At 63.8% G+C, this 26,970-nt stretch carries 23 protein-coding genes and 1 pseudogene; 9 read left to right on the top strand and 15 right to left on the bottom strand.

The features are described 5' to 3' along the window. The first annotated feature begins 296 nt into the window (after nucleotides 1–296). Nucleotides 297–509 carry a hypothetical protein gene (locus HU770_RS25695; protein WP_186666259.1) on the top strand — a complete coding sequence of 71 codons (213 nt, stop codon included), beginning with the start codon at nucleotides 297–299 and terminating at the stop codon, nucleotides 507–509. Between the two features lie 155 nt (nucleotides 510–664). Beyond that, nucleotides 665–1,152: pseudogene (locus HU770_RS25690) on the top strand (IS5 family transposase); the annotation flags it as partial. A 346-nt stretch (nucleotides 1,153–1,498) separates the two neighbouring features. Here the strand turns inward: HU770_RS25690 and HU770_RS25685 are convergent. Beyond that, nucleotides 1,499–1,762 carry a hypothetical protein gene (locus tag HU770_RS25685; RefSeq protein WP_033699806.1) on the bottom strand — a complete coding sequence of 88 codons (264 nt, stop codon included), beginning with the start codon at nucleotides 1,760–1,762 and terminating at the stop codon, nucleotides 1,499–1,501. Between the two features lie 464 nt (nucleotides 1,763–2,226). Then, complete coding sequence (locus tag HU770_RS25680) at nucleotides 2,227–2,844, bottom strand: LysE family transporter (RefSeq protein WP_047583238.1); 618 nt, start codon at nucleotides 2,842–2,844, stop codon at nucleotides 2,227–2,229. Between the two features lie 204 nt (nucleotides 2,845–3,048). Between HU770_RS25680 and HU770_RS25675 the strand changes: the two genes are divergently transcribed. Continuing rightward, nucleotides 3,049–3,240 (top strand): DUF4223 family protein, encoded by a 192-nt coding sequence (locus HU770_RS25675; RefSeq protein WP_027594641.1) that lies wholly within the window; start codon nucleotides 3,049–3,051, stop codon nucleotides 3,238–3,240. Between the two features lie 85 nt (nucleotides 3,241–3,325). On the opposite strand, the gene HU770_RS25670 is transcribed toward HU770_RS25675, so the two are convergent. From HU770_RS25670 to HU770_RS25660, 3 genes are all read right to left on the bottom strand, one after another. Further along, entirely contained in the window at nucleotides 3,326–5,767 is a 2,442-nt protein-coding gene (locus tag HU770_RS25670) for a TonB-dependent siderophore receptor (protein ID WP_186666257.1), read from the bottom strand. A gap of 414 nt (nucleotides 5,768–6,181) precedes the next feature. Beyond that, entirely contained in the window at nucleotides 6,182–7,147 is a 966-nt protein-coding gene (locus tag HU770_RS25665) for a FecR domain-containing protein (RefSeq protein WP_186666255.1), read from the bottom strand. 4 nt (nucleotides 7,148–7,151) lie between these two features. After that, nucleotides 7,152–7,682, bottom strand: coding sequence for a sigma-70 family RNA polymerase sigma factor (locus tag HU770_RS25660; protein ID WP_186666253.1), 531 nt, complete (start codon nucleotides 7,680–7,682; stop codon nucleotides 7,152–7,154). A gap of 334 nt (nucleotides 7,683–8,016) precedes the next feature. Here HU770_RS25660 and mqo point away from each other — a divergent pair, with 334 nt between their 5' ends. Next, on the top strand, nucleotides 8,017–9,654 hold the full coding sequence (gene mqo, locus HU770_RS25655) for a malate dehydrogenase (quinone) (RefSeq protein ID WP_186666251.1): 1,638 nt from the start codon (nucleotides 8,017–8,019) through the stop codon (nucleotides 9,652–9,654). Between the two features lie 65 nt (nucleotides 9,655–9,719). Here mqo and HU770_RS25650 read toward each other — a convergent pair whose 3' ends face one another. Next, a complete protein-coding gene (locus HU770_RS25650; protein WP_186658358.1) occupies nucleotides 9,720–10,055 on the bottom strand; it encodes a helix-turn-helix domain-containing protein in 336 nt (111 codons plus the stop codon). A 50-nt stretch (nucleotides 10,056–10,105) separates the two neighbouring features. On the opposite strand from HU770_RS25650, the gene xenA reads away from it, so the two are divergent. Further along, nucleotides 10,106–11,197, top strand: coding sequence for a xenobiotic reductase XenA (gene xenA, locus HU770_RS25645; protein ID WP_186666249.1), 1,092 nt, complete (start codon nucleotides 10,106–10,108; stop codon nucleotides 11,195–11,197). 130 nt (nucleotides 11,198–11,327) lie between these two features. On the opposite strand, the gene HU770_RS25640 is transcribed toward xenA, so the two are convergent. The 5 genes from HU770_RS25640 to HU770_RS25620 all read right to left on the bottom strand — a co-directional run bounded on the left by HU770_RS25640 (nucleotide 11,328) and on the right by HU770_RS25620 (nucleotide 17,957). Beyond that, on the bottom strand, nucleotides 11,328–12,584 hold the full coding sequence (locus HU770_RS25640; RefSeq protein WP_186666246.1) for an FAD-dependent oxidoreductase: 1,257 nt from the start codon (nucleotides 12,582–12,584) through the stop codon (nucleotides 11,328–11,330). 3 nt (nucleotides 12,585–12,587) lie between these two features. Further along, a complete protein-coding gene (locus HU770_RS25635; protein WP_186666245.1) occupies nucleotides 12,588–14,165 on the bottom strand; it encodes an aldehyde dehydrogenase (NADP(+)) in 1,578 nt (525 codons plus the stop codon). Between the two features lie 218 nt (nucleotides 14,166–14,383). Then, nucleotides 14,384–15,331, bottom strand: a complete 948-nt coding sequence (locus tag HU770_RS25630; RefSeq protein ID WP_186666243.1) for a dihydrodipicolinate synthase family protein — start codon at nucleotides 15,329–15,331, stop codon at nucleotides 14,384–14,386. Between the two features lie 55 nt (nucleotides 15,332–15,386). Further along, entirely contained in the window at nucleotides 15,387–16,313 is a 927-nt protein-coding gene (locus HU770_RS25625) for a 4-hydroxyproline epimerase (protein ID WP_186658369.1), read from the bottom strand. A gap of 27 nt (nucleotides 16,314–16,340) precedes the next feature. Continuing rightward, complete coding sequence (locus HU770_RS25620; protein WP_047583235.1) at nucleotides 16,341–17,957, bottom strand: APC family permease; 1,617 nt, start codon at nucleotides 17,955–17,957, stop codon at nucleotides 16,341–16,343. A 319-nt stretch (nucleotides 17,958–18,276) separates the two neighbouring features. On the opposite strand from HU770_RS25620, the gene HU770_RS25615 reads away from it, so the two are divergent. After that, entirely contained in the window at nucleotides 18,277–19,059 is a 783-nt protein-coding gene (locus HU770_RS25615) for an AraC family transcriptional regulator (protein ID WP_186666241.1), read from the top strand. Here HU770_RS25615 and HU770_RS25610 read toward each other — a convergent pair. Then, a complete protein-coding gene (locus HU770_RS25610; RefSeq protein WP_033699786.1) occupies nucleotides 19,047–19,934 on the bottom strand; it encodes a LysR family transcriptional regulator in 888 nt (295 codons plus the stop codon). The two genes, HU770_RS25615 and HU770_RS25610, sit on opposite strands and share 13 nt — an antisense overlap. Nucleotides 19,935–20,074: 140 nt before the next feature. On the opposite strand from HU770_RS25610, the gene moaB reads away from it, so the two are divergent. Continuing rightward, on the top strand, nucleotides 20,075–20,614 hold the full coding sequence (gene moaB, locus HU770_RS25605; RefSeq protein ID WP_186666239.1) for a molybdenum cofactor biosynthesis protein B: 540 nt from the start codon (nucleotides 20,075–20,077) through the stop codon (nucleotides 20,612–20,614). A 26-nt stretch (nucleotides 20,615–20,640) separates the two neighbouring features. Here moaB and HU770_RS25600 read toward each other — a convergent pair whose 3' ends face one another. Then, complete coding sequence (locus tag HU770_RS25600; RefSeq protein WP_186666237.1) at nucleotides 20,641–21,540, bottom strand: bestrophin family protein; 900 nt, start codon at nucleotides 21,538–21,540, stop codon at nucleotides 20,641–20,643. Between the two features lie 20 nt (nucleotides 21,541–21,560). Next, complete coding sequence (gene moaA / locus HU770_RS25595) at nucleotides 21,561–22,565, bottom strand: GTP 3',8-cyclase MoaA (protein WP_186658379.1); 1,005 nt, start codon at nucleotides 22,563–22,565, stop codon at nucleotides 21,561–21,563. A 219-nt stretch (nucleotides 22,566–22,784) separates the two neighbouring features. Here moaA and HU770_RS25590 point away from each other — a divergent pair, with 219 nt between their 5' ends. Then, nucleotides 22,785–25,115 carry an FdhF/YdeP family oxidoreductase gene (locus tag HU770_RS25590; protein ID WP_186666235.1) on the top strand — a complete coding sequence of 777 codons (2,331 nt, stop codon included), beginning with the start codon at nucleotides 22,785–22,787 and terminating at the stop codon, nucleotides 25,113–25,115. 31 nt (nucleotides 25,116–25,146) lie between these two features. On the opposite strand, the gene HU770_RS25585 is transcribed toward HU770_RS25590, so the two are convergent. Then, a complete protein-coding gene (locus tag HU770_RS25585; RefSeq protein WP_186658392.1) occupies nucleotides 25,147–25,608 on the bottom strand; it encodes an Lrp/AsnC family transcriptional regulator in 462 nt (153 codons plus the stop codon). Nucleotides 25,609–25,736: 128 nt separating this feature from the next. On the opposite strand from HU770_RS25585, the gene HU770_RS25580 reads away from it, so the two are divergent. Continuing rightward, nucleotides 25,737–26,921, top strand: a complete 1,185-nt coding sequence (locus tag HU770_RS25580) for an aminotransferase class I/II-fold pyridoxal phosphate-dependent enzyme (RefSeq protein ID WP_186658414.1) — start codon at nucleotides 25,737–25,739, stop codon at nucleotides 26,919–26,921. The last annotated feature ends 49 nt before the right edge of the window (nucleotides 26,922–26,970 follow it).

The raw sequence follows: 26,970 nt of genomic DNA, 5'->3' as shown, positions 1-26,970 counted from the left end.
TTCGGAAAGGGTAATGACGGTTGCTGGTCGGCCCATGTCGATGCCCTTGGAGAGTTGGCTTCTACAGAGCCTAGCTCAGATTTTCAGTGGTATTTGTGAAACACCACACTAGGCTCTGTACGAAAAGCCTTGATACTCGGTGGTGCTGCGTTGAAAACAGCCTCGGAATGCTCATTTACAACCCGTAAACTCCGCTTTCTCGGCTGTTTCGCCTTGCCTGACCTTCGTCTCAAGACTTTTCATACAGAGCCTAGGCTAAGTTACTCCTGTACAAATTTAAGTCAACGAGGTGTGATATGAGTAAGGATCTTGCTTCATTAGTTAAATTTATCAAAGATGAGCTTGGCGAAGATCTTTCAGAGGTATCGTTAAGTGAAGAGCTATCCCTCTACCTTACACCATCCGATCTTGATCATTTAGTGCAAGCGTTAGCTCCAGATACCGAGCTACACTGGAGCGAACTGGACACCCTTCAGGACTTGTTAGATATAATTACGATAGATTTGTAGTCTCGAAGATTAGGGAAGGTCTAAAGTATCTATCCGACTTTTGATGCCCTCTTGGGTTGAGGTTCAAACGTTGGAGTGGTCAGAAATTAGACCTTTCCTGTTCTTCAGGAAATCGGAAAAAGACTTCCTGATTTGGCAGAATCCCAGGACACCAATCTCTAGGCCGCAGTCGCGGCGGTCTGACAGCCAAAATCCACATGCTCTGCGACGCCAACGGGACACCGTTGCGCTTCCTACTCTCTGGCGGTCAAGCCAGGACATCAGTTACGCCCAGCCACTGCTGGAGGAAGTCAGCATTCCATCAACCCAACGTGGCCGCCCGCGCAAACGCTGTAAATGGCTGCTTGCTGACAAGGGCTACGACGCCGAAGCGCTACGCCGCGACTGCGACAAATATCGAATGCAACCCGTCATCCCTCTGCGCTCGATGAAGCGCAAGCCTAAACCAGGATTACCCAGACTCTTTGATCGGCCCAAGTACCGTCAGCGCAACATCATCGAGCGCATGTTTGGCTGGCTGAAAGAGAACCGCCGGATCGTAACGCGCTTCGACAAACTGGCGAAAAGCTACGCCGCCATGGTTCCACTGGCTTGTTCCATGCGGTGTTTGCGACATCTCTTTTCGTACAGAGCTAGGGCTTGATTGGGAGGCACCGCTACGGCGGTGGCGGATTACTTCGGCATTGTCGAGAAAGCGCGAGGCTTCGAACGGTTTGGTGTTGCTCAAATTCAGATCGAGGACTCGCATAGTGTTGCCTTAATGGGCGGACCTGCATCTGCTGCTGGGCTACGCGGGCCGGGCTCAATGCGAAAGAGTGGGTGGGTTTGGTTTTCGCCTTGGTAGAACGTGGTTTTGCCGGCTGTAGTGGGCGGCTTGGGGGTGTCTGTAGTCGTCATTTGAACTCCCTGGGTTGTTCAGTGCCTGGGCGTGCCGGTTCGCGGTTTTACCCGCGCAAGGCACGCCCAGGCGATGCATCACTTCAATGGTTTCAGTGCAGGGTGCGCGGCTCTGCCGGAGCATGCGGCTGCATCTGCAGTTGCATCAAGGCGGACTCCACCAGGCTTTGTACGGCTTCCATCTCGTGGATGACGGCTTGCATCACGATCGAGCTGGGCGAGGTGGGTTTGAGTTGCACGGACTGACGGGCTACGGACAGGGCGCAGAGGACGTACTCTGTGGATTGGATCAGGGTGTCCTGCAGGATTTGCGAGGCATCGAGGGAGTAGGGCGGATCGGGGACTATCTTGCGCATATACAGCTCCTTGAGTCAGGTGGAGCTGCCTGCTAACGCTGTCAAACGAATGGAGGCAGCTATACATGGGTTGACAGACCGGTGACCCAAGGAACCCGGCGCACACGAGTGTGCCCCATGTACAGCTGCCATTAAGCGCTGCAAGTGAGTTCTTAAGTCGGGACGGCCTGTCAAAGCCGGTCGCTACAGTGGCAACGACACGGCGAGACTAGAGCGCGACCCAAGCACTAGCAACAGTTTGAGCAGGTTGGGAGTATGTTTGGGAAATGGACTACAAGATAGGGGAAAAAACTGAAGGTTAGCTGTAGGGCGGAAGGCTAAGTTGCCGTCTTTTATCGTTCAGGGAATGAATACTGGGCTGACCTGTTGGTTATGGTTTGCTGGATAGATCCTGGGGCCGCTTTGCGGCCCATCGCAGGGCAAGCCAGCTCCTACAGGGCAGCGCAAGCCTTGTAGGAAAACCCTCAGCGCATCGCCGCCAGCTTGATCCCGAACCCGACCAGGCACACCCCCGCCAATCGCTCGAACAGGTGGGTAATCCGCGGGTTCGCGCGCATGCGTTCAGCCAGCTTGTGGGTCAACACCACCGCAATCAGCCCATACAGCAACGTCACCACCGCCACGGTCGCCGCCAGGAAGCCAAAGGTCACCAGCCCCTGGTGCTTCACCGGGTCGACGAACAGCGGGAAAAACGCCATGTAGAACATGATCGCCTTGGGATTGAGCAAGGTGATCATCATGGTCTGGCGCAAGTAGTGGCCGTTGTCCATGCGGCTTGCACGCGGGGCGCCGCCGGGTTTGCTCAGCAGCATGCGCAGCCCCAGGTAGGCCAGGTACGCAGCGCCCGCCCACTGCACCACATGGAACGCGGCAGGGTAGGCGGCCAGCAGGGTGGCAACGCCGGCCACGGCCAGCCACAGCAGCACCTGGTCACCCAGGATCACCCCGCAGGTCGCCGCCATGCCAGCCTTGATGCCGCCTTTGCCGGTCGCCGTGATCAAGGCAAAGTTGCCCGGGCCGGGGATGGCCAGGACGATGATGAAGGCGATGACGAACGCGCCGTAGTCGGTAACACCGAGCATGGGGAAACTCCTGTAAGCGTGCAGGTGTGAGGCAGAACGACAGACTATCTTCCGTGGCGGCCTACTTTTCAACTGTCGGTTAATGCTGCGATAACGCGACGTATTGTTACATCGCGGCCCGCACGACTTGGATCCAATGCCTTGGTTCTGTATGATCCGGGCGCCATCAGCACGATGGCCGACGATTCATTTAAAGGACTTTGTATGAAAAAGCTGTTGAAAGCCACTGTTGCTGTTGCTGTCGTTTCGGGCGTTGCCCTGCTGTCCGGCTGCACTGGCCAAGTCTACAACCAGCAGAAGAACTGCTCGTACGACTACCTGTTCCACCCTTCGGTTTCCATCTCCAAGGTCATCGGTGGCTGCGGCCCAATCGATAAACTGCCTCAGCCGCAGTAATCTTGGCGATACCCTGATCGCGCCGCTTGCGACGTGATCCAAAGACCCCGGCCATGCAAGTGGCCGGGGTCTTTTGTTTAACGGCTCACCAGCGCAGCGACACCGTGCCCAGCAAGGTGCGCTCCTCACCCCAGTAGCAACGCCCGGCGTTGTTGCAACCGGCCACGTACTCTTTGTCGAACAGGTTGCGGGCGTTGACCTCGACCGACCAGTTGTCGTCGAGGGTGTAACCCACCTTGGCGTCCACCAGCGTGACATCGCCGGTATCGAGCTTGCCGTACAGGCTGGCTGGGGTATAAGCGAATGTGCTGTCGAAATGACGCACGCCGCCGCCAATCTGCAAGCCCTTCAACAGCCCATCACGAAAGCGGTAGGTGCTCCACACCGACGCCTGGTTGCGCGGTACCCCGGTCATCTGATGGTCTTCATACAGCGAGCCGGCCACGTCTTTGGTAATGCGCGAATCGGTGTAGGTATACGCCGCCGTGAGGTTGAGGTTTTCGCTCAGGTCGCTGTTGAGCTCCAGCTCCACGCCCTTGGCGCGGCTGGCGCCGATCTGGCGGTAGTCACCGACGCTTGAGTCGAACAGCACATCGTCCTTCTTGCGCAGGTCGTACACCGACGCGGTGAAGGCGGTGTTCCAGCCTTTGGGTTCGTACTTGATACCCACTTCGTACTGTTCGCTGGTGGTCGGGTCCAGCGGGCCGCTCTTGCTCTCGGTCTGCTGGGTCGGGGCGAAGGCAGTGGAGTAGCTGAAGTAGGGCGACAGGCCGTTTTCGAACTGGTACATCACGCCGGTCTGCCAGGTGAAGTCGCTGTCCCAGCTGTCCATGTCCGCTGGAACGTTGAGCGTGCCAGCCTTGTTGCGGAACTGGCTGTTGACCCGGTCCAGGCGCCCGCCGAGCAGCAGCACCCAATTGTCGACCTTGGTCTGCAACTGGCTGTAGAGCCCGTACATGGTCTGTTCGAGCAAGGCGTTCTGCACGTGCAGTGGCGTGCTTGGCTTGCCGTTCCACACCGGGTCGAACACGTTGATGGTGCCGCCGTTACCGGCGTCCCAGTCCTGGTTGAACGAGGTGCGGTCAAGGCTCGCCCCCAACAGCAGGGTGTGCTCGAACGCGCCGCTGTTGAAGTGGCCTTCGAACTGGTTGTCCAGCGAGTAGGCGATGGACTTGTTGTAGCGGTCGTAGGCCTGGTTGCTCAGGGTGGTGCCGAAGCCGCCATTGTTGAGGCTGCCTGGCCAGGTCTCCTGGCGGTCGATGCGCGACTGCAGGTAACGCGAGTTCTGGCGGAACTGCCAGGTATCGTTGAAGCGGTGGCTGAACTCGTAGCCCAGGCTCCAGGTTTCGCGTTCGAAGTTGTCCCAGTCCGGGTTGCCGGACAACTGGTCCTTGTCGATCTTGCCATTGGGGTTGTGCAGCAAGGTGCCGGCGGCCGGGTAGCCGAGCTCCATCAGCGTGCGGTCGCGCTGGTAGGTGGCCAGCAGGGTGAGGCTGTTGAAGTCGTCGAAGTTCAGGGTCAGCGAGGGGGCGATGTAGAGGCGGTCATCGGGCTGGTGATCGACCTGGGTATCGGAGTTGCGGCCCATCATCACCAGGCGGCCCAGCACGTTGCCTTCTTCGTTCAGTGGGCCGGACACGTCGACGCCCAGTTGGCGGCGGTTGTGCGAGCCGTAGCTCAGCTGCACTTCGCCACGGGGTTCGGCGGTCGGCCGCTTGCTGACCAGGTTGACCACGCCACCTGGGGCATTCTCGCCATAAAGGATAGAGGTCGGGCCGCGGAATACTTCCACGCGCTCCAGGCCATAAGGTTCGCTGCTGGTGTCGTAGCGGTTGCCTTGTACCCGCAGGCCGTCGCGCAGCAGGCCGTAGCCATAGTCGGTGGCGTTGAAGCCACGGATGAAGAACAGGTCGCCCGCCTGGCCATCACCGCCGGCAAACGGTGGGGAGAAGATGCCCGGCACATAGCCGAGTACCTCGGTGAGGGTTTGTGATTGCTGGTCGTCCATGCGCTGGCGGGTTACCACCGAGACCGAGCGCGGCGTGTCGGCCAGGGCGCTGCTGGTCTTGCTGGCGGTGGCGCTGGCTACCGCGCGGTAGCCACTGTCGCCCTGGCCATTGCTGGCGACCAGGGTTGCGGCGTTGATGGCGGTGGCATCGAGTTGCAAGGCATTGCCGTCGGCGACCGGTTGCAGCACATAGCCGGCGCTGCCTTGCGGTACGGCTTGCAGGCCACTGCCTTGCAGCAGGCGGGCCAGGCCTTGGGCGACGCTATAGCGGCCTTGCAGGCCCGGGCTGGTCTTGCCGGCGGCCAATGCATTGCTGCCGGCCAGGTAGATGCCGGCCTGGCTGCTGAACTGGTTGAGGGCGCCGGCCAGCGAGCCGGGGGCGATGTTGAAGGTGGTCTCGGCGCTGGCGGCTTGTTCGGCATAGGCCAGCGTTGCCGGCAGCATGAGGGGGGCGGCGGCGCATAGAGACAGTGGGGCGGCAAGCGCCAGGCGAAGGGCGGGGTGGAAGGGCGTCGGCATGCTGGTCCCTGGGGTGGATACGGTGAGTAGAAGGGGTTGTGAGGGGGTAACCGAACGAGATTGGGAAAAGGGAACTGGGCGGTGGGGTTTTTTTGGGGGTTTTGGGCTTTTGGGTGCATGCCGTTGTTTTTGTATTGCCCTTGAGATCGAGCGCCGCCCGCGCGGCGCATCGCGACGCAAGGCCGCTCCTACATCTGTTTCGGGCCAGTTACGCCTGAAGCATTGGCGCGCGGCCCCTTGGCGCCCGCCTTCATTTCGCGCCGTACAAACAAGGGCTCGCGCGCGCTGGCACAGACATGACTGGCCCGAAACAGATGTAGGAGCGGCCTTGCGTCGCGATGCGCCGCGCGGGCGGCGCTCGATCTCATGGGCGCTGCAAACCTATCGGCATGCACCTGTCACCTCCACAGACCCTCACGCGGGCTCGACACTCACCCACCATGGCGTCACCCGCTGCACCCGCACCGGCAGCGCCGCCTGCAACAGCTCAAGCGCGCGGTCGGTATCATCAAGCGGAAAAGCCCCCATCACCGACAACTGCGCCACCGCCGGATGCCACCCCAGGTGCCCATGGCGATAGCGCCCCAGCATCTGCAGCAACTGCGCCAGAGGCATGTCCTCGGCATTCAATCGCTGCTGAATCCACGACTCGCCCGCACTCTGCGCCGGGCGCGCTGTGCTGATGCCCTGGGCACTGAAATCCACCTGCTGCCCGGCCTGGACGATAAGGCGCTCACCCCGCAGCGCAGTACAAACCTCGACCGCACCGGCATACACGTTCAACCGCGTGCTGTCGCCCAGTTGGCAGACCGCAAACCGTGTACCCAGCGCCTGCATGCGCCCTTGCGCGGTGTCGACGAAAAACGGCCGGCGCGGGTCGGCGGCGGTCTCCACCAGTATTTCGCCAAAGCGCAGCTTCAACACTCGGCTCAGCGCCGAAAATTCCAGGTCCACCGCACTTTGTGCACCCAGCCACAACTGGCTGCCGTCGGCCAGGCGCGTTACCCGGGTTTCGCCAATGCCGGTGGCAAGGTCGGCGCTCCAGTTCGACAGCGGCGCCCCCCGCCAAGCCTGCCAGCCCAGCAGCGAGCTGGCGCCGAGCACCAGCAACGTCTTGAGCCCCGTGCGCCGGCTGAAGCGGCGCGGGTCGTGCTCGCGCAGGGCGCGGCCCGCCGCAGCGCCTTCGGCCTGCAAGGGGGCGAAGCGTTGACCGACGCGTTGCACATAATGCCAGGCCGCCTGGTGGTCGCCGTGCTGGTCCAGCCAGCGCTGCCACTGGTGGCGCACCTGCGGGTCGGCGGCTTCGTCCTGCAGTTGCACATACCAGTGCGCGGCTTCCTGCAGGCTGGCGTGGCTGAGTTTCTGCGCGGGTGTACTCATGGCGTCATTCCACCAGCACGCCGTCGAGTTCGGCTTCAAGGATGGCGCAATGCAAAAACGCCTGCGCCAGGTACTTCTTGACCATGCGCTCGCCAACGCCCAGGTGCGCGGCAATATCGCGGTAGGCCAGGCCATCGATCTGCGCCAGCAGAAACGCCTGGCGCACTTTGCCGGGCAGGCGCAACAGCATGGCGTCGACCTCGTGCAGGGTCTCGACGATGATCGCCCGCTGCTCGGGGGAGGGCTGCAATGCTTCCGGCTGCAACGCCAGCTGTTGCAACCAGGCCTGCTCCAGCTTCTGTCGCCGCCAGTGATCCACGCACAGGCCACGGGCGATGGTGGCGAGGTACGAGCGTTCACCACGCTCACCGTCGAACTGGCGGGGGCGGTTGAGGATGCGCAGGAAGGTGTCCTGCACCAGGTCAGCGGCATCGCAACGGCTGCCCAGGCGCCGGTACAAAAAGCCAAGCAACCAGCGCGAATGGCTGTGGTACAGGGTATGGATCGAGGTGTTCAACTCAGGTATCGAAACCACGGCGGCATCCGGCGCGAGCGCGTACTGGTGCGAATGAGAAATGATCGCAATAGTAGGGGCGGCGGAACAATACTGCAATCGGTGTCGTTCTTCCCCGTGCACCTGGGACAACCTGCCGCCTTGACGCGAACCCCCTCAATTTGTTTGTGCTGGCAATTGGGTTACAATCGGAAAAACGTTTCAGCGATGGCCGGTCAATTCGACCAACGGCTGGGCGTTCACTGTTTCTCTTGGCTGCTGACTCCAATGACCAATAACAAGCGCGCGCTGAAGGACAGAGAAATACAAGGCCCCGCCTAGGCCTTCCTTACGTGCTAACCATTGGAATCAATCAATGTTCAAGAAAGCTGGCAAGACCTTGCTGGGTCTGGCTGTCGCGGCGAGCGTCATGCAAGCGCACGCGGCAGAAACCAAGAAAGTCGACGTGCTGCTGGTCGGCGGCGGCATCATGAGTTCCACCCTGGCTGTCTGGCTGCACGAGCTGGAGCCGAGCTGGTCGATGGAAATGGTCGAGCGCCTGGATGGCGTCGCCGAAGAAAGCTCCAACGGCTGGAACAACGCCGGTACCGGCCACTCCGCGCTGGCCGAGCTGAACTACACCCCGGAAGACCAAGACGGCAACGTCAACATCACCAAGGCCATCGAAATCAACGAAGCCTTCCAGATCTCCCGCCAGTTCTGGTCGTGGCAGGTCCGCCAGGGTGTGTTGAAGAACCCGCATTCGTTCATCAACAGCACCCCGCACATGAGCTTCGTCTGGGGCGATGACAACATCAAGTTCCTCAAGAAGCGTTACGACGCGCTGCAGGCCAGCCCGTTGTTCCGCCCGATGCAGTACTCCGAGGACCACGCGCAGATCGCCAAGTGGGTCCCGCTGATGATGGAAGGGCGCGACCCTAACCAGAAGCTGGCCGTGACCTGGACGCCGATCGGCACCGACGTCAACTTCGGCGAGATCACCCGCCAGTTCGTTGGCCACCTGAAGACCCAGGACAAGTTCGACCTGAAGCTGTCCAGCGAAGTGCAGGACATCACCCGTAACAAGGACGGCTCCTGGCACGTCGAGTACAAGAACCTGAAGGACGGTACCGAGTCGGCCACCGACGCCAAGTTCCTGTTCATCGGTGCCGGCGGCGGCGCGCTGAAGCTGCTGCAGAAGTCGGGTATCCCGGAGGCCAAGGAATACGCCGGCTTCCCGGTGGGTGGTTCGTTCCTGGTGACCGAGAACCCGACCGTTGCCATGCAGCACATGGCCAAGGCCTACGGCATTGCCTCGACCGGCGCGCCGCCCATGTCGGTACCGCACCTGGATACCCGCGTGCTGGACGGCAAGCGCGTGATCCTGTTCGGGCCATTCGCCACGTTCTCGACCAAGTTCCTGAAAAACGGCTCGTACCTCGACCTGTTGGGCAGCACCACGCTGCACAACGTGTGGCCGATGACCAAGGTCGGTATCGAACAGTACCCGCTGGTCGAGTACCTCGCTGGCCAGCTGATGCTGTCTGACGACGACCGCTTCGAAGCGCTGCGCACCTACTTCCCTAACGCCAAGAAAGAAGACTGGCGCCTGTGGCAGGCCGGTCAGCGCGTGCAGATCATCAAGCGTGATGCCGAGAAGGGTGGCGTGCTGAAGCTGGGCACCGAAGTGGTGGCTTCCGAAGACCGCACCATCGCCGGCCTGCTGGGTGCCTCGCCAGGTGCTTCGACCGCGGCCCCGATCATGCTGAATGTGCTTGAGACCGTGTTCAAAGAGAAAGTGGCGACGCCAGAGTGGCAGGCCAAGATCAAAGAGATCGTGCCAAGCTACGGTACCAAGCTGAATGATTCGGCTGCGGCCACGCAGAAAGAGTGGAACTACACCGCTGAAGTGCTGCAGCTGGAGAAGCCGCCAGTGATCGACGCCAGCGTTGATTTCGGCAACGCGCCAAGCGAGCCGGTAGAAAGCAAGCCTGAGAACGACATGGCGCTGTAAGCCCCATTGTTGTAATCGAAAGCCACGGGGGTGACCTCGTGGCTTTTTTTTTGGCCAGCACGGGACTACCGCTGACGCAGAATGCACTCCAGCAACCCAGGGAACCGTTCGTCGAGCATTTCGCTGCGCAGCGAATTCATGTGGGTAGTGCCGACGTTGCGCGTGTGCACCAGCCCCGCATCGCGCAAGACGCGAAAATGGTGGGACATGCTCGACTTCGGCCGCCCGCCGTCAAGCTCGCCGCAGCTGGCCTCCGCCACGCCCGCCAGGTGGCGCACAATCTCCAGGCGCACGGGGTCGCTCAGGGCGTAAAGCAGGCGCTCGAGAATCAGGTCTTCAGGGTTGGGATGTTTGTAGGCTCGCATGGTCGACATGATAACGGGCCTTTCAATTATTGCCATAGTTCGATTATGATCGAACTATCGTATTCAGATAACCCGGGAGCTTCCTCATGTCCGCATTGTTCGAACCCTACACCCTCAAGGACGTCACCCTGCGCAACCGCATCGCCATTCCGCCGATGTGCCAGTACATGGCCGAGGACGGCATGATCAACGACTGGCACCACGTGCACCTGGCCAGCCTGGCCCGAGGTGGTGCCGGCCTGCTGGTGGTCGAAGCCACCGCCGTGGCGCCGGAAGGGCGTATCACCCCCGGTTGTGCCGGTATCTGGAGTGACGCCCACGCCCAAGCCTTCGTGCCGGTGGTGCAGGCGATCAAGGCCGCAGGCTCGGTGCCCGGCATCCAGATCGCCCACGCCGGGCGCAAGGCCAGCGCCAACCGCCCCTGGGAAGGTGACGACCACATCGCTGCCGACGACGCCCGTGGCTGGGACACCATCGCCCCGTCGGCCATTGCCTTCGGTGCTCACCTGCCGAAAGTGCCGCGCGAAATGACCCTGGGCGACATCGCCCGGGTCAAGCAAGACTTCGTCGACGCTGCACGCCGTGCGCGGGATGCGGGTTTTGAATGGATCGAACTGCACTTTGCCCACGGTTACCTGGGCCAAAGCTTCTTCTCCGAACACACCAACCAGCGCACCGACGCCTACGGTGGCAGCTTCGAGAACCGCAGCCGCTTCCTACTGGAAACCCTGGCCGCGGTACGTGAGGTGTGGCCAGAAAACCTGCCGCTGACCGCGCGTTTCGGCGTGCTGGAATATGACGGTCGCGACGAGCAGACCCTGGAAGAATCCATCGAGTTGGCCCGCATGTTCAAAGCCGGTGGCCTGGACCTGCTGAGTGTCAGCGTCGGCTTCACCATCCCTGACACCAGCATCCCGTGGGGCCCGGCGTTCATGGGGCCGATTGCCGAGCGTGTACGCCGCGAGGCGGGCCTGCCGGTGACGTCGGCGTGGGGCTTTGGTACGCCGCAGCTGGCCGAAGGCGCGCTGAAAGCCAATCAGCTCGACCTGGTGTCGGTAGGGCGTGCGCACTTGGCTGATCCGCATTGGGCGTACTTTGCGGCCAAGGAGCTGGGCGTGGATAAAGCCTCGTGGACCTTGCCGGCGCCTTATGCGCACTGGCTTGAGCGTTATCGCTGAGTTGCTGATTATTCAGTAGCCTGGGCCGGCCTCTTCGCGGGGCAAGCCCGCTCCCACAGCTACTCCGCTGGCCTTGAGGTTGGCAGTTACCTGTGGGAGCGGGCTTGCCCCGGGAAGAGGCCGGCCCTGATCAAAACCGATCCAACCGATAGGCCTCCATCTGCGGCCCTTTTTCCTGGTCGGCAAGCCGCCCCACCCATTCGGCCGTCACGGCCGCCTGGGTCAGCCCCAGGTGCTGATGCCCGAATGCCAGCAACACCCGCCCATCACACACCCGGTCGATCACCGGCAATGAGTCCGGCAACGATGGCCTGAAGCCCATCCACGGCGTCGCGCCCTCGGCATCCAGGTCCTGCTTGAACAAACCCTGGCTCAGCCGATGCAGCTGCCATGCCCGCTGCATGCTCGGCGGCGCATCCAGCCCTGCGAATTCCACCGTGCCGGCCAGGCGCAAGCCGTCGGCCATCGGCGTCATGATGAACTTGCGCTCCAGTGAGGTCACCGCGAACGGCAGCCGTTGCTGCTCGCCAGGCAACATCAGGTGGTAGCCGCGCTCGGTATCCAGCGGCACCCGCTTGCCGGTGAGGGCTGCGGTAAGTGTTGCCGAGTGCGCGCCGCAACTGATCAGCACCTGGCGGGCGTTGAACGTGCCCTGGTCGCTGACCAGGCTGACCCCGCCGCCGTGCAACTGCCCACCTTCGACCTGCGCCCGGACGAAGCGCACCCCACTGGCCCTGGCCGCTTCGAACAGTGCGCAGACCACGCGGTACGGGTCGATGAAATGCCCGGTAGCGGGGAAAAAAAGCCCTCCCAAAAGCGCTGGGCTCAACTGGGGCGCCGCTGCCTGCACGGCATCGGCCGACCAGAAGTCGACCGGTACGGCCTGCTGCTGCATGCGCGCCTGCAACGCCGCTAGGGCTTGGCGCGACTCACTGCGTTCGAACACCAGCAACGACCCCTCTTCCTTGAACAGGTCGCTGCGCCCAATGGAGCCGAGCAACTGCTGCCACGCCGCCAGGCTGCCTTCGTTCAATGCACGGATACCGGCTACGCTGCGCTGGAACGGCGCCGGGCGCAGGTTGAGCAGCAGGCGGGTGAACCAGGGCATGGCCTTGGGCAGGTACTTCCAGTCCAGGCGCAGCGGGCCCATCGGGTCCATCAGCATGCTCGGCAGGCGCTTGAGGATCGACAGGTCGGCGATCGGGAATACCTGCTCGGTGGCCAGGTGCCCGGCATTGCCGTAGGAGGCGCCATGGCCGGGTTGCTCGCGGTCGATCAGCAGCACCTGGCGGCCCTGCCGGGCCAGTTGCAGGGCGCAGGCGACGCCGACGATGCCGGCGCCGACCACGGCGATATCGGTGTCGGCAGCGTTGAGTGGCTCGCCCATGGCCTAGCCTTCCCGCTTGCCGTCGAGCAGCCAGCGCAGTTGCAGCGGGTTGCCGTGGCGCAAGGCCTCTGGCAGCAGGCCGTCAGGGAAGTCCTGGTAGCACACCGGGCGCAGGAAGCGCAGGATCGCCGCCGTCCCCACCGAGGTGGTGCGGGCATCGGAGGTGGCAGGGAACGGCCCGCCGTGGACCATCGCATCGCACACCTCGACCCCGGTAGGCCAGCCGTTGACCAGGATGCGCCCGGCTTTGCGCTCCAGGGTTGGCAGCAGCGCGCGGGCGCTGTCGAGGTCGGCCTCGTCCAGCTGCAGGGTGGCGGTCAGTTGGCCTTCCAGGTGCTCGGCGACCTGGCGGATCTGCGCGTCGCTATCGCATGCCACCACCAACGAGGCGGCGCCAAAGACTTCGGCCTGCAGCGCCGGGTCGGCCAGAAACGCGCTGGCCTGGGTCACGAACAAATGGGCCTGGCACTGGTTGGGGCCCTGCGGTGGCTGGCCGCTGGCCGCGACCTCGGCATTGCTGTTTTCGGCCAAGGCGCCGACGCCCGTTGCATAGGCGCTGAAAATACCGGGGGTGAGCATGGTCTGTGCCCCCGCACGTTGCACCTGTTCGCTGGCGGCGGCGACAAAGCGTTGCAGCGCCGGCCCTTGGCGCGCGATCACCAGGCCAGGGTTGGTGCAGAACTGCCCGGCACCCTGGGTCAGCGAAGCGACGAAGCCTTGCGCCAGCGCCTCGCCACGGTTGTGCAGGGCGGCATCAAACAGGAACACCGGGTTGATCGAACTCATCTCGGCGTACACCGGGATGGGCTCCGGGCGTGCCTGGGCGGCCTGGCACAGGGCGATGCCACCGCTGCGCGAGCCGGTAAAGCCGACCGCCTTGATGCGCGGGTCGCTGACCAGCGCGATGCCCACTTCACGGCCCGCGCCGTACAACAGCGAGAACACACCTTCGGGCAGGCCGCAGCGTTTCACGGCCTGTGCCAGTGCCCGGCCGACCAGCTCGCTGGTGCCTGGGTGGGCGCCGTGGGCCTTGACCACCACCGGGCAGCCAGCGGCCAGTGCCGAAGCGGTGTCGCCGCCGGCCACCGAGAAGGCCAGGGGGAAGTTGCTGGCACCAAACACCGCCACCGGGCCCAGGGCCACCTGGCGTTGGCGCAGGTCGGGGCGCGGCAAGGGCTGGCGCTCGGGCAGGGCGTTGTCGACGCGCACGTCCAGCCACTCGCCGGCACGTACCACGCGGGCGAAGGTGCGCAGTTGCGTGCAGGTGCGGCCGCGTTCGCCCTGGATGCGCGCCTTGGGCAGCCCGGTTTCGGCGACGGCGCGGTCGATCAGCGCATCACCCAGGGCCTCGATCTGTTCGGCGATGGTTTCGAGGAAGTGGGCCCGCTGTTCCAGCGAGGTTTCGCGGTATTCATCGAACGCCGCCCAGGCCAGTGCGCAAGCTTGGGCCACGTGCTCGCCGGTGCCGCCGGCATAGGCGGGCTCAAGGGCTTGGTCGGTGGCCGGGTCGATGGCGCGGATCGCCTCGCGGCTGCCGGTCACGGCGCGCTGGCCGATCAGCAGGTTGCCAGTCAGGGTCATGGAGCCTCCTTTGGAGTCAGATTCGGCTTACCCTGCGGGAAAGCGCCCAACCCTTTCGGGCTGCGCCTTCGCACAGAGAACAAGGGCATTCATTGTGGGAGCGGGCTTGCCCCGCGAAGCAGGCACCGCGGAGGATGGCACGGGCATAGCCCGTGTTCGCGGGGCAAGCCCGCTCCCACAGGGGTCACGCTTGAGCAAGACCGTTGCTCCCAGAGTTATCAGGCGACGTTCTGCTCGGCCGACCAGTTGGCGTACCACTGGCGGAACAACGCGTACTGCTGTTCGGCGTAGTTGCGCTGGGCGTCGGTCAGGGCGTCGGTCTCGTTGAAGTGCAGGCTGTATTCGCGGTCGCCGTTCAGCACCATCAGGTGCTTGTAGTACAGCACCAGGTCGCAGCCTTCATCGAACGACGACAGCACCGCCAGCGCCGCTTCCAGTTCGCGGGCCAGGCGCCGGGCCTTGGCGTCGCCCTTGGCGGCCTGTTTGCTCAGGCTCACCAGTTGCAGCACCTCACGCGGCAGGGCGTTGCCGATACCGGTGATGGCGCCGGTGGCGTTGCAGTTGACGAAGCCATGCACCACCTGGGTGTCGACGCCGACCATCAGGGTCACGTCGTCGTCCTTGGAGGTGATGTGTTCGGCGGCGTAGCGCAGGTCGGCACCGCCGCCGAATTCCTTGAAGCCGATCAGGTTCGGGTATTCGCGGCGCAGTTCGAAGAACAGGTCGGCGCGGGTGGCGAAGCCGTAGTACGGGCTGTTGTAGATCACCGCCGGCAGCTTCGGCGCAGCCGCCAGAATGGCCGAGAAGTGGTGCTTCTGGGCGATCAGCGAGGCACCGCGGGACAACACCCGCGGGATTACCATCAGGCCGGCGGCGCCGACTTCGGCGGCATGGGCGGCGTGGGCGACGGCCTCGCGGGTGTTCACCGCGCCGGTGCCGACGATGGTCGGGATGCCGGCCGCCACCAGGCGCGCCACGCCTTCCTGGCGCTCGGCCTCGGTCAGCAGCGGCCAGTCGCCCATCGAGCCGCAGTACACCACGGCGCTCATGCCGGCTTCGATCAGCTCGCGGCCTTTGCGCACCAGGGCGTCGAAGTCTGGTTTGCGCTCGGCGGTGCAAGGGGTCATCAGGGCAGGCATGCAGCCGGTGAAGATGTTGTCGCTCATGGGTGTCACTCCTTGCAGTATTCAGTAGGGGGTGCGAATAAAAGGCCTGGGCGGGTCAGATGCCCCAGGCGAAAGGGTCCTGTTCGTCGATCAGCAAGGTGCTGTCGGCGGTCATGTAGGCGCGGCCGGTGATGAACGGACGAATACGCTCGCCTTCGCGTTCGTAGCGGCCCTGGAACTGGCTGCCGGTGATGCTCGCCTGGACCCAGGTCTGGCCCTCGTCGAGCTTGCCGTCGGCGGCCAGGCAGGCCAGCTTGGCGCTGGTGCCGGTGCCGCAGGGGGAGCGGTCGTAGGCCTTGCCGGGGCACATGACGAAGTTGCGGCTGTCGGCGTCGGGGTCATCGGCAAACAGCTCGACATGGTCGATCGGTTGGCCGTGCTCGCCGGTGATGCCCTGGGCCTCCAGGGCTTTGAGCATTGCCCAGGTGTAATCGGTGAGCGCCTCGACGTTGTCCATCGCAATGCGCTGGCCGTGCTCGGACACCAGGAAGAACCAGTTGCCGCCCCAGGCGATATCGCCGTGCACCACGCCATGGCCCGGTACCTCGACCGGCACCTGCTGGCGATAGCGGTAGGCCGGCACGTTGCCTACGGTGACCGCGCCGTCTTCATGCAGGGTGGCGCTGACCTGGCCGACCGGCGTGTCGATCTTGTGCACGCCCGGTGCGATCAGCCCCAGGTGCTGCAGCGAGGCGATCAGGCCGATGGTGCCGTGGCCGCACATGTTCAGGTAGCCGGCGTTGTTGAAGAAGATCACCCCGCAGGTGGCGCCCTCCGACACCGGTGGGCAGTACAGCGCGCCCACCAGTACATCGTTGCCGCGTGGCTCCAGCAGGCAGGCGCGGCGCCAGGGGTCGTGCAGCTCGCGCAGTTCGTCGCGCTGTTCGGCCATGGTGTGGCCATTGAGCTGCGGGAAGCCTTTCATCACCAGGCGGGTCGGTTCGCCGCCGGTATGCGAGTCGATGACGTGAATGTGTTTCATGGGCATGTCCCTTGGTTGAGGCCGAGGTCAGGAGGCGACGGCGGCAGGGCGGTGGCCCAGGTGGGTGTCGGCGCTGGCTTCGCTTTCATCTTCGCCATCCAGGCGCACCAGATGGGCCGGCACGCCGGTGGCCGCTCCCCAGTAGTAGATGCCCAGGGCGCAGGCCGCGACGGCCACGGTGTCGAGTGGATGGCCAATCACGCCCAGGCCACCGAAGCTGCCCAGCCAGGACAGCAGGATGGTCACGGCATAGAAGCCGATCAGCCAGGCCGACGAGCGCACTTGCTGGCCAAGGGACAGGTGCTGGGTGGGCACGAAGCGGGCGCACAGCAGGTACAGCACGAACATCACGATTTGCAGGGCCAGCAGCCACGACACGGTGTTCCAGCCAGACCAGTAGACGATCAGCGCGGCGATGATGAACGACAGCGGGCCGAGCACGCTCATGCCCTTGACCCGGAACGGGCGCGGCATGTCAGGAGCGTTGCGGCGCAGCGCGGCGACGGTGACCGGGGCCACGGCATAGCTCAGCACCAGTGCCGCCGACACCACGTTGATCAGCGCTTCCCAGGAGGGGAACGGCAGGGTCCAGAACACCGACAGGGCGAAGGTCAGCCACAGGGCCGGGCGGGGGATGCCGGACTGCTCGTCGATGCGGGTGAAGAACTTGAAGAAGGTGCCGGTCTGCGCCCAGCCATAGATCACCCGCGGGGTGGCATTCATGTAGATGTTGCCGCAGCCGCTGGGCGAGATCACCGCGTCGGCCACCACCAGGTAGGCCAGCCAGCCCACGCCCAGGGCCAGGGCGATGTCACGGTAGGGCAGGGCGAGTTCCTTGGTCACCCCGGCCCAGCCGTTGGCCAGCATTTCGGTCGGCACGCTGCCGAGAAACGCCAGTTGCAGCAAGGCGTAGATCGCAGTGGACAGCAGCACCGACAGAATCAGCGCGATCGGGATGGTGCGCTGCGGGTTCTTCACTTCACTGGCCACCGAAATGATCGGCGTCAGCCCCAGGTAGGCGAAGATGATGCCGCCGGCCGACACGGCCATTTCCACACCGGACAGGCCATAGGGCGCAAAACCCTGGACTTCGAAGTTTGCCGGCTTGAAGAAGGTGAACAGCACGCCGATCACCAGCAAGGGCACGATGAACTTGAACACGCTGACCAGGTTGTTGGCTTTGGCGAAGGTCTTCACGCTGCGGTAATTGAGCACGAAGAACAGCCCCAGCAGCGCGAACTGCACCAGCCAGCCGAGCACGCTCGGGTCACTGGAGCCGGCCTTGGTCAGTTCGGGGAACCAGGCAGCGGCGTATTGGCGCGAAGCGACCACTTCGATGGCGATCAGGCTGGAGAAAGCGATCAGGGTGATGAAGCCCATCAGGTAGCCGAGCAGCGGGCCGTGGGAGTACACCGGGTAACGCACCACGCCACCGGCGCGGGGCAGGGCGGCGCCGAGCTCGCAGTAGACGATGCCCAGCAACAGCACGGCAAAACCGCCGAGGAACCAGGAGAGGATACCGGCGGGGCCGGCGATGGCCGAGACGTGGCTGGCAGCGAACAGCCAGCCGGAGCCAAAGATGGCGCCTAGGCCGATGAAGGTGAGGTCCAGCAATGACAGCTGTTTTTTGAATTTACCTGACATGGGTGCGCCTTTTTGTAGGTTTTGGATAGGCAGGTCTGATGTCACGAGATGCGGCTTTTGGGCCGCGCTCTTGTAGGTCTTGGGCGGCTTGCGTGGGGCATAGAGTGGACCGATCGGGGCGTCGGTTCTTGATGGTTTTCTGCAAGGGGGATGACGAAATCGGCACAGTTGCAGAAAAAGCTGGCGGCTGGCGGGGGCGGGCGGATAGGCTGGAAGCCATACCGGCTGTGGGCTGGCGAGGAGCAGTGACGCTTCTGGCGCCTTCGCGGGGCAAGCCCGCTCCCACAGGTGGTCAATAGCGTCGCCCCCGAGAAGCGAGATGACAGATCACTCCCTGGCAACCTTGTATCAGTGCTTCGACCAGCACCGCCCCGCCACCCTGGAGGCGCTGCTCGCCGGGGTCTCCCTGCTGCTGCCGATCCTCGACGCCATCCCCAACGCCGCGATCTTCATCAAGGACCCCGACGCCCGCTACGTGCTGGCCAACGGCACCTTGGTCCAGCGCTGTGGCCTCAAGCGCCTGCAGCCGTTGCTGGGCAAGACCAGCGCCGAAGTCTTCCCGGCGCAACTGGGCCCCGGCTATACCGAGCAGGACCGCCGTGTACTCAAGGATGGCCTGGTGCTGCAAGACCAGCTCGAACTGCACCTGTACGGCAGCCGCGAGCCCGGTTGGTGCCTAACCCACAAGCGGCCGCTGTACAACCCGCAAGGCGCCATCATCGGCTTGGTGGGCATCTCGGTTGACCTGCAGTCAGCCGCCGACACCCATCCCGCTTACCAGCGCCTGGCCGCCGTGGATGAGCATATTCGCCAGCACTTTCACCAGCCGATCAGCATGGGTGAACTGACCCGCATCGCGGGTATTTCCGTGGCGCAACTGGAGCGCTATTGCAAGCGGGTGTTCCACCTCACGCCGCGGCAGATGATCCACAAGGCGCGCCTGGAGCATGCCCATCGCTTGCTGCATTCGGACCTGCCGATCACCGACGTGGCGATGCGCTGCGGCTACACCGACCACAGCGCCTTCAGCCGGCAGTTCAAGCAACTGACCGGCTTCACCCCGCGCCAGTACCGCCAGGCGACGGCGGCTCAGGGGGCTTGAAACAGGGCACGGGCCTCGTCGAAGCACTGCTCGGCAATTGCCGAACGTGGCTCGCTGCGGCGCAGCAGCAGACCCACCGGGCTGTGGATGCTGGCATCGACGATGGGCAGGATGCGCATGTGGTCGCTCAAGTCCTCCAGCCCGCAATCGAGTGGCATGATCGCGCAGCACACGCCGGTGTTGATGGCCTGGATCAGCTGGAAGCTTGAGTCGCTTTCCAGCACGGCGTTGGGCTCCAGGCTGCGGCTGCGAAAACTCAGGTCCAGCGACTGACGGTAGTGCATACCTTTGCTCAGCAGGCCCAGGGGGATCTCGCCGAGTTCCTCCCAGCGCAGGCTGTCGGCCTCGAACTGGAAGTGCCGGGTGTCGTGCAGCAGGCCCATGGTGGTGGTGCCCAGCTCGATCACTTCGAAGAAACTGGCGTTGACCTGGTCCAGGTAGCAGATGCCCAGGTCGAGCTGGTTGCGGCTCAGGCCATCCATGATCTGCTCGGTGCTGTGCGAGCTGAGCTGAAACTGCAGCTCGGGGTATTTTTCGCGCAGCGGCAGCAGCAATTGCATCGGGTTGAAGCTGGCCAGCGGCACCGTGCCCAGGCGCAGGCTACCGACCACCTGGCCACGGCAACTGGCCGCTTCGGCCTGCAGGCCGTCGTGGGCGGCCAGCAGGGTGCGAGCCCAGGCCAGGATGCGTTCGCCGGCCTCGGTAAACCCTTCGAAGCGCTGGCCGCGCTTGACCAGTACCAGGTCCAGTTCGTCTTCCAGGTTGCGCAGGCGCATCGACAGCGTCGGCTGGGTGATGTGGCACAGCGCTGCGGCCTGGCCGAAGTGGCGGGTCTGGTCGAGCGCGATGAGGAACTTGAGTTGCTTGATGTCCATGGGAGTGCCTGGCGTCTGGTTGTGCTGACCTTAACCAAGTCAGCGATAGATGTCATTGATCACCCGGTACGCCATATCGATTGGACGCCCCCAGGCCATGCCTCTAGCGTGGTGACAATGCCCTTTCAGGAGTAGCCCACGTGAGCGTCAAACCCGACGCGGTCTTCGTACCGCTCAATATCGCCGTGCTGACCGTCAGCGACACCCGCACCTACGACAACGACACCTCCGGCGAGCTGCTGGCCAGCCGCTCGGTGGAGATCGGCCACCGCCTGGTGGCACGGGCGTTGCTCAAGGACGACCTGTACAAGATCCGCGCCCAGGTCGCTACCTGGATTGCCGACGAGCAGGTGCAGGTGGTGCTGATCACCGGCGGCACCGGCTTCACCGAGCGTGACAGTACGCCGGAAGCGGTTGAATGCCTGCTGGACAAACGTATCGATGGCTTTGGCGAACTGTTCCGGGCGTTGTCGATTCTCGATATCGGCACCTCGACCGTTCAGAGCCGCGCTTTGGCCGGATTGGCCAACGGTACCCTGGTGTGCTGCCTGCCGGGCTCCACCGGCGCGTGCCGCACGGCATGGGAAGGGATCCTGGCGGAGCAGCTGGATGCGCGGCACCGGCCGTGCAATTTCGTGCCGCACCTGAAGCCCGTCGAGCCTTGTGCCAGTCGAGAGTAACGGCCAGCACAGAAAGCAGAAAACCCTCAGCTCAATACATACCCCACCGGCTCCAAAGCCGGTGGCAGTGGCGTTACCCCCAACCCCGCCAGCACATCGCGCTCCACGGTACGCACCAGCGCATCGGTGGGCAGGTCGTTTTCATCCCGCCCGAATGGGTCTTCCAGCTCATTGCCAATCGCATCCAGCCCGAAAAACGTATACCCGACGATGGTGGTGAACAAGGGCGCCAGCCAGCCCAGTGGTTCGGCCAGGGCGAACGGCAGCAGCAGGCAGAAGATGTAGATGGTGCGATGCAGCAACAGGGTGTAGGGGAACGGCAGCGGCGTGCCCTTGATGCGTTCGCAGGTGGCCTGTACTTCCGACAGGCCCACCAGGCGCTGTTCCAGCACGCTGTAGCGCCAATCGCTGATCTGTTGTTGCTCGGCCAGCCGCGAACAGTGCCCGCCAATCTCGTTCAGGATGCTGTTGCAGACGTTGTGCGGGCTGATTGCAGCCGGGCTGGCCAGCCAAGGTCGGGCAGCGGCCAGGTCATCCTCGTTGCGCAGCCGGGCATTGAGCGCATGGGCAAAGCCGCACAGGTTGCGCAGCAGCTCGGCACGCAGCGCCGGGTCGGCGATCACCACACTCTCGCGCACGAATGAACGGGTCTCGATGATCAGCTTGCCCCAGGCCTTGCGGCCCTCCCACCAGCGGTCGTAGCAGGCGTTGTTGCGAAAACTCATGAAAATCGACAGCGACAGGCCGAGCAAGGTGAACGGCGTGGCGCTGACCGGGTAGAAGAACGCCGGGAAATGCCGCTCGACCAGCACGATCAGCGCGGCCAGCACGGTGACCATCAGGCAGCGCAGGGCAATGCGCTTGACGATCGAACCCTTGAGGGTGAACAGCACGCGCAGCACATCGGGGCGGGGGTGGACGATCATGGAAATCCAGAGGCAGCCAATCAGCCGCCGGTCATGTTCATGAAGCGCAGAATCTGCACCTCACCGCCCACTTCGAAGTGATGGCGGTAGGGCTTGAGGTGCAGCGAGTCGCGGATGGCTTTTTCCAGCCGCGCGGCATCGCCAGGGTGGGCACGCAGGACCTGTTTCAGGTCCACCGAATGCTCGTTGCCCAGGCACAGCAGCAGGCGGCCTTCGACGGTCAGGCGCACGCGGTTGCAGGTGGCGCAGAAGTTGTGGCTGTGCGGCGAAATGAAGCCCACCCGGGTGTGTGCCGCTTCGGCCAGGCGCCAGTAACGGGCCGGGCCTTGGGACGACTCGGTGGACTCGATCAGGGTGAACTGCTCGGCCAGGCGGTCACGCACCTGGTCGCTGGAGTAGAACGACTCACCGCGCTGGTGTTCGCTGATTTCACCCAGGGGCATTTCTTCGATGAAGGTGATGTCCAGTTCGCGGTCGATGGCAAAGCGCACCAGGTCGACCAGCTCGTCATCGTTGCGGCCTTTGAGCACCACGCAGTTGAGTTTGGTCTTTTCAAAGCCTGCCTTGCGTGCGGCGTCGATGCCGGCGATGACCTGGTTGAGGTCGCCGGTGCGGGTCAGCTGCTTGAAGCGCCCGGCGTGCAGGCTGTCGAGGCTGATGTTCAGGCGCGATACGCCGGCGTCGAACAGCGGCTGGGCCAGGCGCCCGAGCTGCGAGCCGTTGCTGGTCAGGCACAGTTCGCGCAGGCCGGGCAGGGCGGCGATGCGCCCACACAGCTCGACGATGCCCTGGCGTACCAGCGGCTCGCCCCCGGTCAGGCGGATTTTGCGGGTGCCCAGGGCGACGAAGCGCTCGGCCACCTGGAACAGTTCTTCGAGGCTGAGGATCTGCTGGCGTGGCAGAAACTGCATGTCTTCGGCCATGCAGTAAACGCAGCGGAAGTCGCAGCGGTCGGTGACCGACATACGCAGGTAGTCGATTTTCCGGTTGAAGCCGTCGATCAGGGCCCGGCTGTTCTGTTCCACGATTGTGCTCGAATGGGTTGGACTCATCTCCAAGCTATAACCTGGGTGCACCCCCGTCAAATTGCTTTCCCCGACCGAATGATCAATATGCTCTATCACGGCTGCTGGGCCAGCCCCCCATGATCGAAACGGCTTATCACGCCGTAAGATCTTTCGATTGGACGCTCCCACCCCACGCTCAATAGTCTGGAAAAAACACCGAGCGTGAGGATTCACCGCATGAGCCAGGACGAACACATCAGGGACTACAAAGGCGCCGCCGCCGGCTGGGGTGCGCTCAAGAGCGTGACCAAAAGCTGGCTGGGCAGCGAAAACGCCTTCAAGAACCTGCGGGCCATGCTCAAGACCAACCAGAACGGCGGCTTCGACTGCCCAGGCTGCGCCTGGGGCGAGTCGCCGGAAAACGACATGGTCAAGTTCTGCGAGAACGGCGCCAAGGCGGTCAACTGGGAGGCTACCGGCCGCTCGGTAGACCCGGCATTCTTCGCCAAATACAGCGTCAGCGCGCTGGCCGAGCAGACCGACTACTGGCTCGAATTCCAAGGCCGCCTGACCCACCCGATGCGCTACGACGCGGCCACCGACCACTACGTCGAAACCTCCTGGGAAGACGCCTTCGCCCTGGTCGCCCAGCACCTGCAGGCACTGGACTCGCCCGATCAGGCCGAGTTCTACACCTCGGGGCGGGCCAGCAACGAAGCGGCGTTCCTGTACCAGCTGTTCGTCCGCGCCTACGGCACCAACAACTTCCCCGACTGCTCGAACATGTGCCACGAGGCCAGCGGGGTGGGCATGGCGGAAACCCTCGGCGTGGGCAAGGGCACGGTGGTGTTCCATGACCTGGAGCTGGCCGACGCGATCTTCGTCATCGGCCAGAACCCCGGCACCAACCACCCGCGCATGCTCGAACCGCTGCGCGAGGCGGTCAAGCGGGGCGCCCAGGTGGTCTGCTTCAACCCGCTGAAAGAGCGTGGCCTGGAACGGTTCCAGCACCCGCAGCACCCATTCGAGATGCTCAGCAACGGCTCCGAGCCGACCAACACCGCTTACTTCCGCCCGGCCCTGGGCGGCGACATGGCGGCCATGCGCGGCATCGCCAAGTACCTGCTGCAGTGGGAGCGCGAGGCCCTGGCCAAGGGTGAGGCGGCCGTGTTCGACCATGCCTTCATCGCCGAGCACACCAGTGGCGTCGATGCCTACCTGGCGGCGGTGGATGCCACCGCCTGGGCGCATATCGTCGAGCAGTCGGGGCTGACCCAGGCCGAGATCGAGTTGGCCGCGCGCATGTACCGCAAGGCCGAACGGGTCATCATGTGCTGGGCCATGGGCATCACCCAGCACCGCCATTCGGTGGCCACCGTGCAGGAAATCGTCAACCTGCAGCTGCTGCGCGGCAACGTGGGCAAACCGGGTGCCGGCCTGTCGCCGGTGCGTGGCCATAGCAACGTGCAGGGCGACCGCACCATGGGCATCGACGAGAAGCCCAAGGCCGGCTTGCTCGACGCCCTGGAAAAACGCTTCCAGTTCCGTGTGCCACGTGCCCACGGGCATAACGCGGTGCTGGCGATCAAAGCCATGGAAGAAGGGCAGGCCAAGGTCTTCATCGCCCTGGGCGGCAACTTCGCCCAGGCCACGCCGGACACCCCGCGCACTCATGCGGCCCTGCGCAATTGCGCACTGACCGTGCAGATTTCCACCAAGCTCAACCGCTCGCACCTGGTCACCGGCCGCGATGCGCTGATTCTGCCGTGCCTGGGCCGTACCGAAATCGACCTGCAGGCCAGCGGGCCGCAGGGTGTCACCGTGGAGGACACCTTCAGCATGGTGCACATCTCCCACGGCCAGTTGCGGCCACGTTCGCCGCACCTGCGTTCGGAGCCGGCGATCGTTGCCGGCATGGCCCAGGCGACCTTGGGCAAGAAACCGATCGACTGGGAATACGCCATTGCCGACTACGGCCGCATCCGCAGCATGATCGCTGACGTGATCCCGGGTTTTGCCGACTTCAATGCGCGCCTGCAGCACCCGGGTGGGTTCCACCTGGGCAACAACGCGGCGGATCGCAACTGGCGCACCGCGACCGGCAAGGCGCGTTTCAGTGCCAGCCAGTTGCCGGAGCAACTGGTCAATGCCCAGGTGCTGGCCCGTGGCGACAAACCGGACCTGATCCTGCAGACCTTGCGTTCGCACGACCAGTACAACACCACGCTGTATGGCCTGGACGACCGCTACCGCGGGGTGTTCGGCCTGCGCGAGGTGGTCTTCGTCAATGAGGCCGACATTCGCCGCCTGGGCTTTGAGCCCGGCGAGCATGTTGACCTCGTATCGCTGTGGGAGGATGGTCGCGAGCGGCGGGTGTCGGGGTTCCGCCTGGTGGCGTATGACGTGCCCGAGGGGCAGGCGGCGGCCTATTACCCGGAGACCAATCCGTTGGTGCCGCTGGAGAGTTATGGCGAGGGGACGTATACGCCGACGTCGAAGTTTGTGGCCATCAAGCTAGAGAAGGCCAAGGCCGGGAACCGGATCGAGGCGGTGTTGGCGGCGGATTGATCGGTGGCCTGGAAGGGCCTCCAGCATCGCGTCAGGGGCGGTGCACGGGGTACGCCGTGGTGTACTTCATCTGCTCCATGGCAAAACTCGAGGTGATGTTGGAAAGCCCATCCGTGCGGGTGATCAGCTTCTTGTAGAACCGGTCATAGGCGGCGATATCACCCACCACCACCCGCAGCATGTAGTCCCAGTCCCCGGACATGCGGTAGAACTCCATCACCTCTTCGAAACGGGCCACGGTGGCGGCGAATTGCTCCAGCCAGGCGCTGTCGTGGCGCTGGGTCTTGAGCTGGACGAACACGGTCAGGCCCAGCCCCAGGCGCGTGGGGTCGAGCAACGCGACACGGCCGACGATGTAGCCGTCTTCTTCCAGGCGCTTGACCCGCTTCCAGCAGGGCGTGGTCGACAGGTTGACCGCCTCGGCCAGGTCCTTGAGGGAAACCGACGCGTCGCGTTGGAGCAGGGTGAGGATGTGCTGGTCGAAACTGTCCATATCGATAGAAGGCTGGCTGTAGAAAATTCTTCTCCAGATTACGCCAGAATGCAGGAAATTGATCCCCCTAGCTGCGCGCCCTTGCCGAGCGCGGCGGTTGTGCGATAGTTGCAGGCTCTATTCAGTCAATGGACCGGATCATGTCCGACAAGCCGCGTAATTTCGCCACCCGCACCATCCACGCCGGCGAACAGCATAGCGTTGCCGACAACGCGATCTTCCCGCCCATCTATACCGCCAGTTCCTACATCAAGCGCAGCCTCGACGATAACCCCGAGTATGCCTACAGCCGTGTCGGCAACCCGACCCGGCATGCCTACGAGAGCTGTGTGGCGGCGCTGGAAGAAGGCGTTGGCGCGGTGGCTTGTGCCTCTGGCGTGAACGCCACCGCGACGGTGCTCGAACTGTTGCCCAAGGATGCCCACGTGGTGGTGATGAACGGTGTCTATGGCGGCACCTTCCGTATCCTGGAGGACTACCGCAGCCATACGTCGGGGCTGACCACCACCTACGTCGACCTCAACGACCTGCAGGCCGTGGCAGCGGCGATACGCCCGCAAACCCAGCTGATCTGGATCGAATCACCGACCAACCCGCTGCTGCACCTGGTCGATATCAAGGCGGTCTGCGACCTGGCCCGCGCGCGCGGTATCCTCACCTGCATCGACAACACCTTCTGCTCGCCCTGGAACCAGCGGCCGATCACCCTGGGCGTGGACCTGGTGATGCACTCGGCAAGTAAATACATCGGCGGCCACTCCGACCTCACCGGCGGTGTGGTGGTAGCGGCCAATGACGCACTGCTGGCGCGTTTGCGCAAGATCAGCATGGCGGTCGGGGCCATCCAGGGGCCGTTCGACTGCTACCTGGCGCTGCGCGGCCTGAAGACCCTGGATGTGCGCATGGAGCGCCAGTGCGCCAATGCCCTGCAGGTGGCGCGTTTTCTCGAAAGCCACCCACAAATCGAACAGGTCTATTACCCGGGGCTTGAAAGCCACCCGCAGCATGACCTGTGCAAGCGCCAGATGCGCGCGGGCGGGGCCGTGGTGGCAATGAAGGTCAAGGGCGGCGACCGGGCCGCGCTCAATCGCCTGGTAGAGGCCTTGCAGATCTTTGTGCTGGCCGACTCGCTGGGCGGGGTGGAGAGCATGATCAACCACTCCTGGAGCATGTCGCACAACTCGCTGAGCCCGGAGCAGAAAGGCGAGATGGGGATCGGTGAGAACCTGCTGCGGTTGTCGGTGGGGATCGAAGACTACCGCGACCTGATCGAGGACCTGGACTGCGCGCTGCGGGCGTCGGCAACGGTGTGAGGGTTGCCGGCCTGGTTCGCGGGTTTGCCTGCGAACAGGCCGGCGCATT

The organism is Pseudomonas sp. SWRI68 (assembly GCF_014269165.1).
Taxonomy (GTDB): Bacteria; Pseudomonadota; Gammaproteobacteria; order Pseudomonadales; family Pseudomonadaceae; genus Aquipseudomonas; species Aquipseudomonas capeferrum.
Note: the sequence above shows the minus strand (reverse complement) of the source record. Positions and strands in the feature narration are given on the sequence as shown.

Excerpts from the sequence above, each read along its gene's own strand:
- HU770_RS25695 (WP_186666259.1), top strand. The coding sequence starts at position 297 with ATGAGTAAGGATCTTGCTTCATTAGTTAAATTTATCAAAGATGAGCTT.
- HU770_RS25685 (WP_033699806.1), bottom strand. The coding sequence starts at position 1,762 with ATGCGCAAGATAGTCCCCGATCCGCCCTACTCCCTCGATGCCTCGCAA.
- HU770_RS25680 (WP_047583238.1), bottom strand. The coding sequence starts at position 2,844 with ATGCTCGGTGTTACCGACTACGGCGCGTTCGTCATCGCCTTCATCATC.
- HU770_RS25675 (WP_027594641.1), top strand. The coding sequence starts at position 3,049 with ATGAAAAAGCTGTTGAAAGCCACTGTTGCTGTTGCTGTCGTTTCGGGC.
- HU770_RS25670 (WP_186666257.1), bottom strand. The coding sequence starts at position 5,767 with ATGCCGACGCCCTTCCACCCCGCCCTTCGCCTGGCGCTTGCCGCCCCA.
- HU770_RS25665 (WP_186666255.1), bottom strand. The coding sequence starts at position 7,147 with ATGAGTACACCCGCGCAGAAACTCAGCCACGCCAGCCTGCAGGAAGCC.
- mqo (WP_186666251.1), top strand. The coding sequence starts at position 8,017 with ATGTTCAAGAAAGCTGGCAAGACCTTGCTGGGTCTGGCTGTCGCGGCG.
- HU770_RS25650 (WP_186658358.1), bottom strand. The coding sequence starts at position 10,055 with ATGGCAATAATTGAAAGGCCCGTTATCATGTCGACCATGCGAGCCTAC.
- xenA (WP_186666249.1), top strand. The coding sequence starts at position 10,106 with ATGTCCGCATTGTTCGAACCCTACACCCTCAAGGACGTCACCCTGCGC.
- HU770_RS25640 (WP_186666246.1), bottom strand. The coding sequence starts at position 12,584 with ATGGGCGAGCCACTCAACGCTGCCGACACCGATATCGCCGTGGTCGGC.
- HU770_RS25635 (WP_186666245.1), bottom strand. The coding sequence starts at position 14,165 with ATGACCCTGACTGGCAACCTGCTGATCGGCCAGCGCGCCGTGACCGGC.
- HU770_RS25630 (WP_186666243.1), bottom strand. The coding sequence starts at position 15,331 with ATGAGCGACAACATCTTCACCGGCTGCATGCCTGCCCTGATGACCCCT.
- HU770_RS25625 (WP_186658369.1), bottom strand. The coding sequence starts at position 16,313 with ATGAAACACATTCACGTCATCGACTCGCATACCGGCGGCGAACCGACC.
- HU770_RS25620 (WP_047583235.1), bottom strand. The coding sequence starts at position 17,957 with ATGTCAGGTAAATTCAAAAAACAGCTGTCATTGCTGGACCTCACCTTC.
- HU770_RS25615 (WP_186666241.1), top strand. The coding sequence starts at position 18,277 with ATGACAGATCACTCCCTGGCAACCTTGTATCAGTGCTTCGACCAGCAC.
- HU770_RS25610 (WP_033699786.1), bottom strand. The coding sequence starts at position 19,934 with ATGGACATCAAGCAACTCAAGTTCCTCATCGCGCTCGACCAGACCCGC.
- HU770_RS25600 (WP_186666237.1), bottom strand. The coding sequence starts at position 21,540 with ATGATCGTCCACCCCCGCCCCGATGTGCTGCGCGTGCTGTTCACCCTC.
- HU770_RS25590 (WP_186666235.1), top strand. The coding sequence starts at position 22,785 with ATGAGCCAGGACGAACACATCAGGGACTACAAAGGCGCCGCCGCCGGC.
- HU770_RS25585 (WP_186658392.1), bottom strand. The coding sequence starts at position 25,608 with ATGGACAGTTTCGACCAGCACATCCTCACCCTGCTCCAACGCGACGCG.
- HU770_RS25580 (WP_186658414.1), top strand. The coding sequence starts at position 25,737 with ATGGACCGGATCATGTCCGACAAGCCGCGTAATTTCGCCACCCGCACC.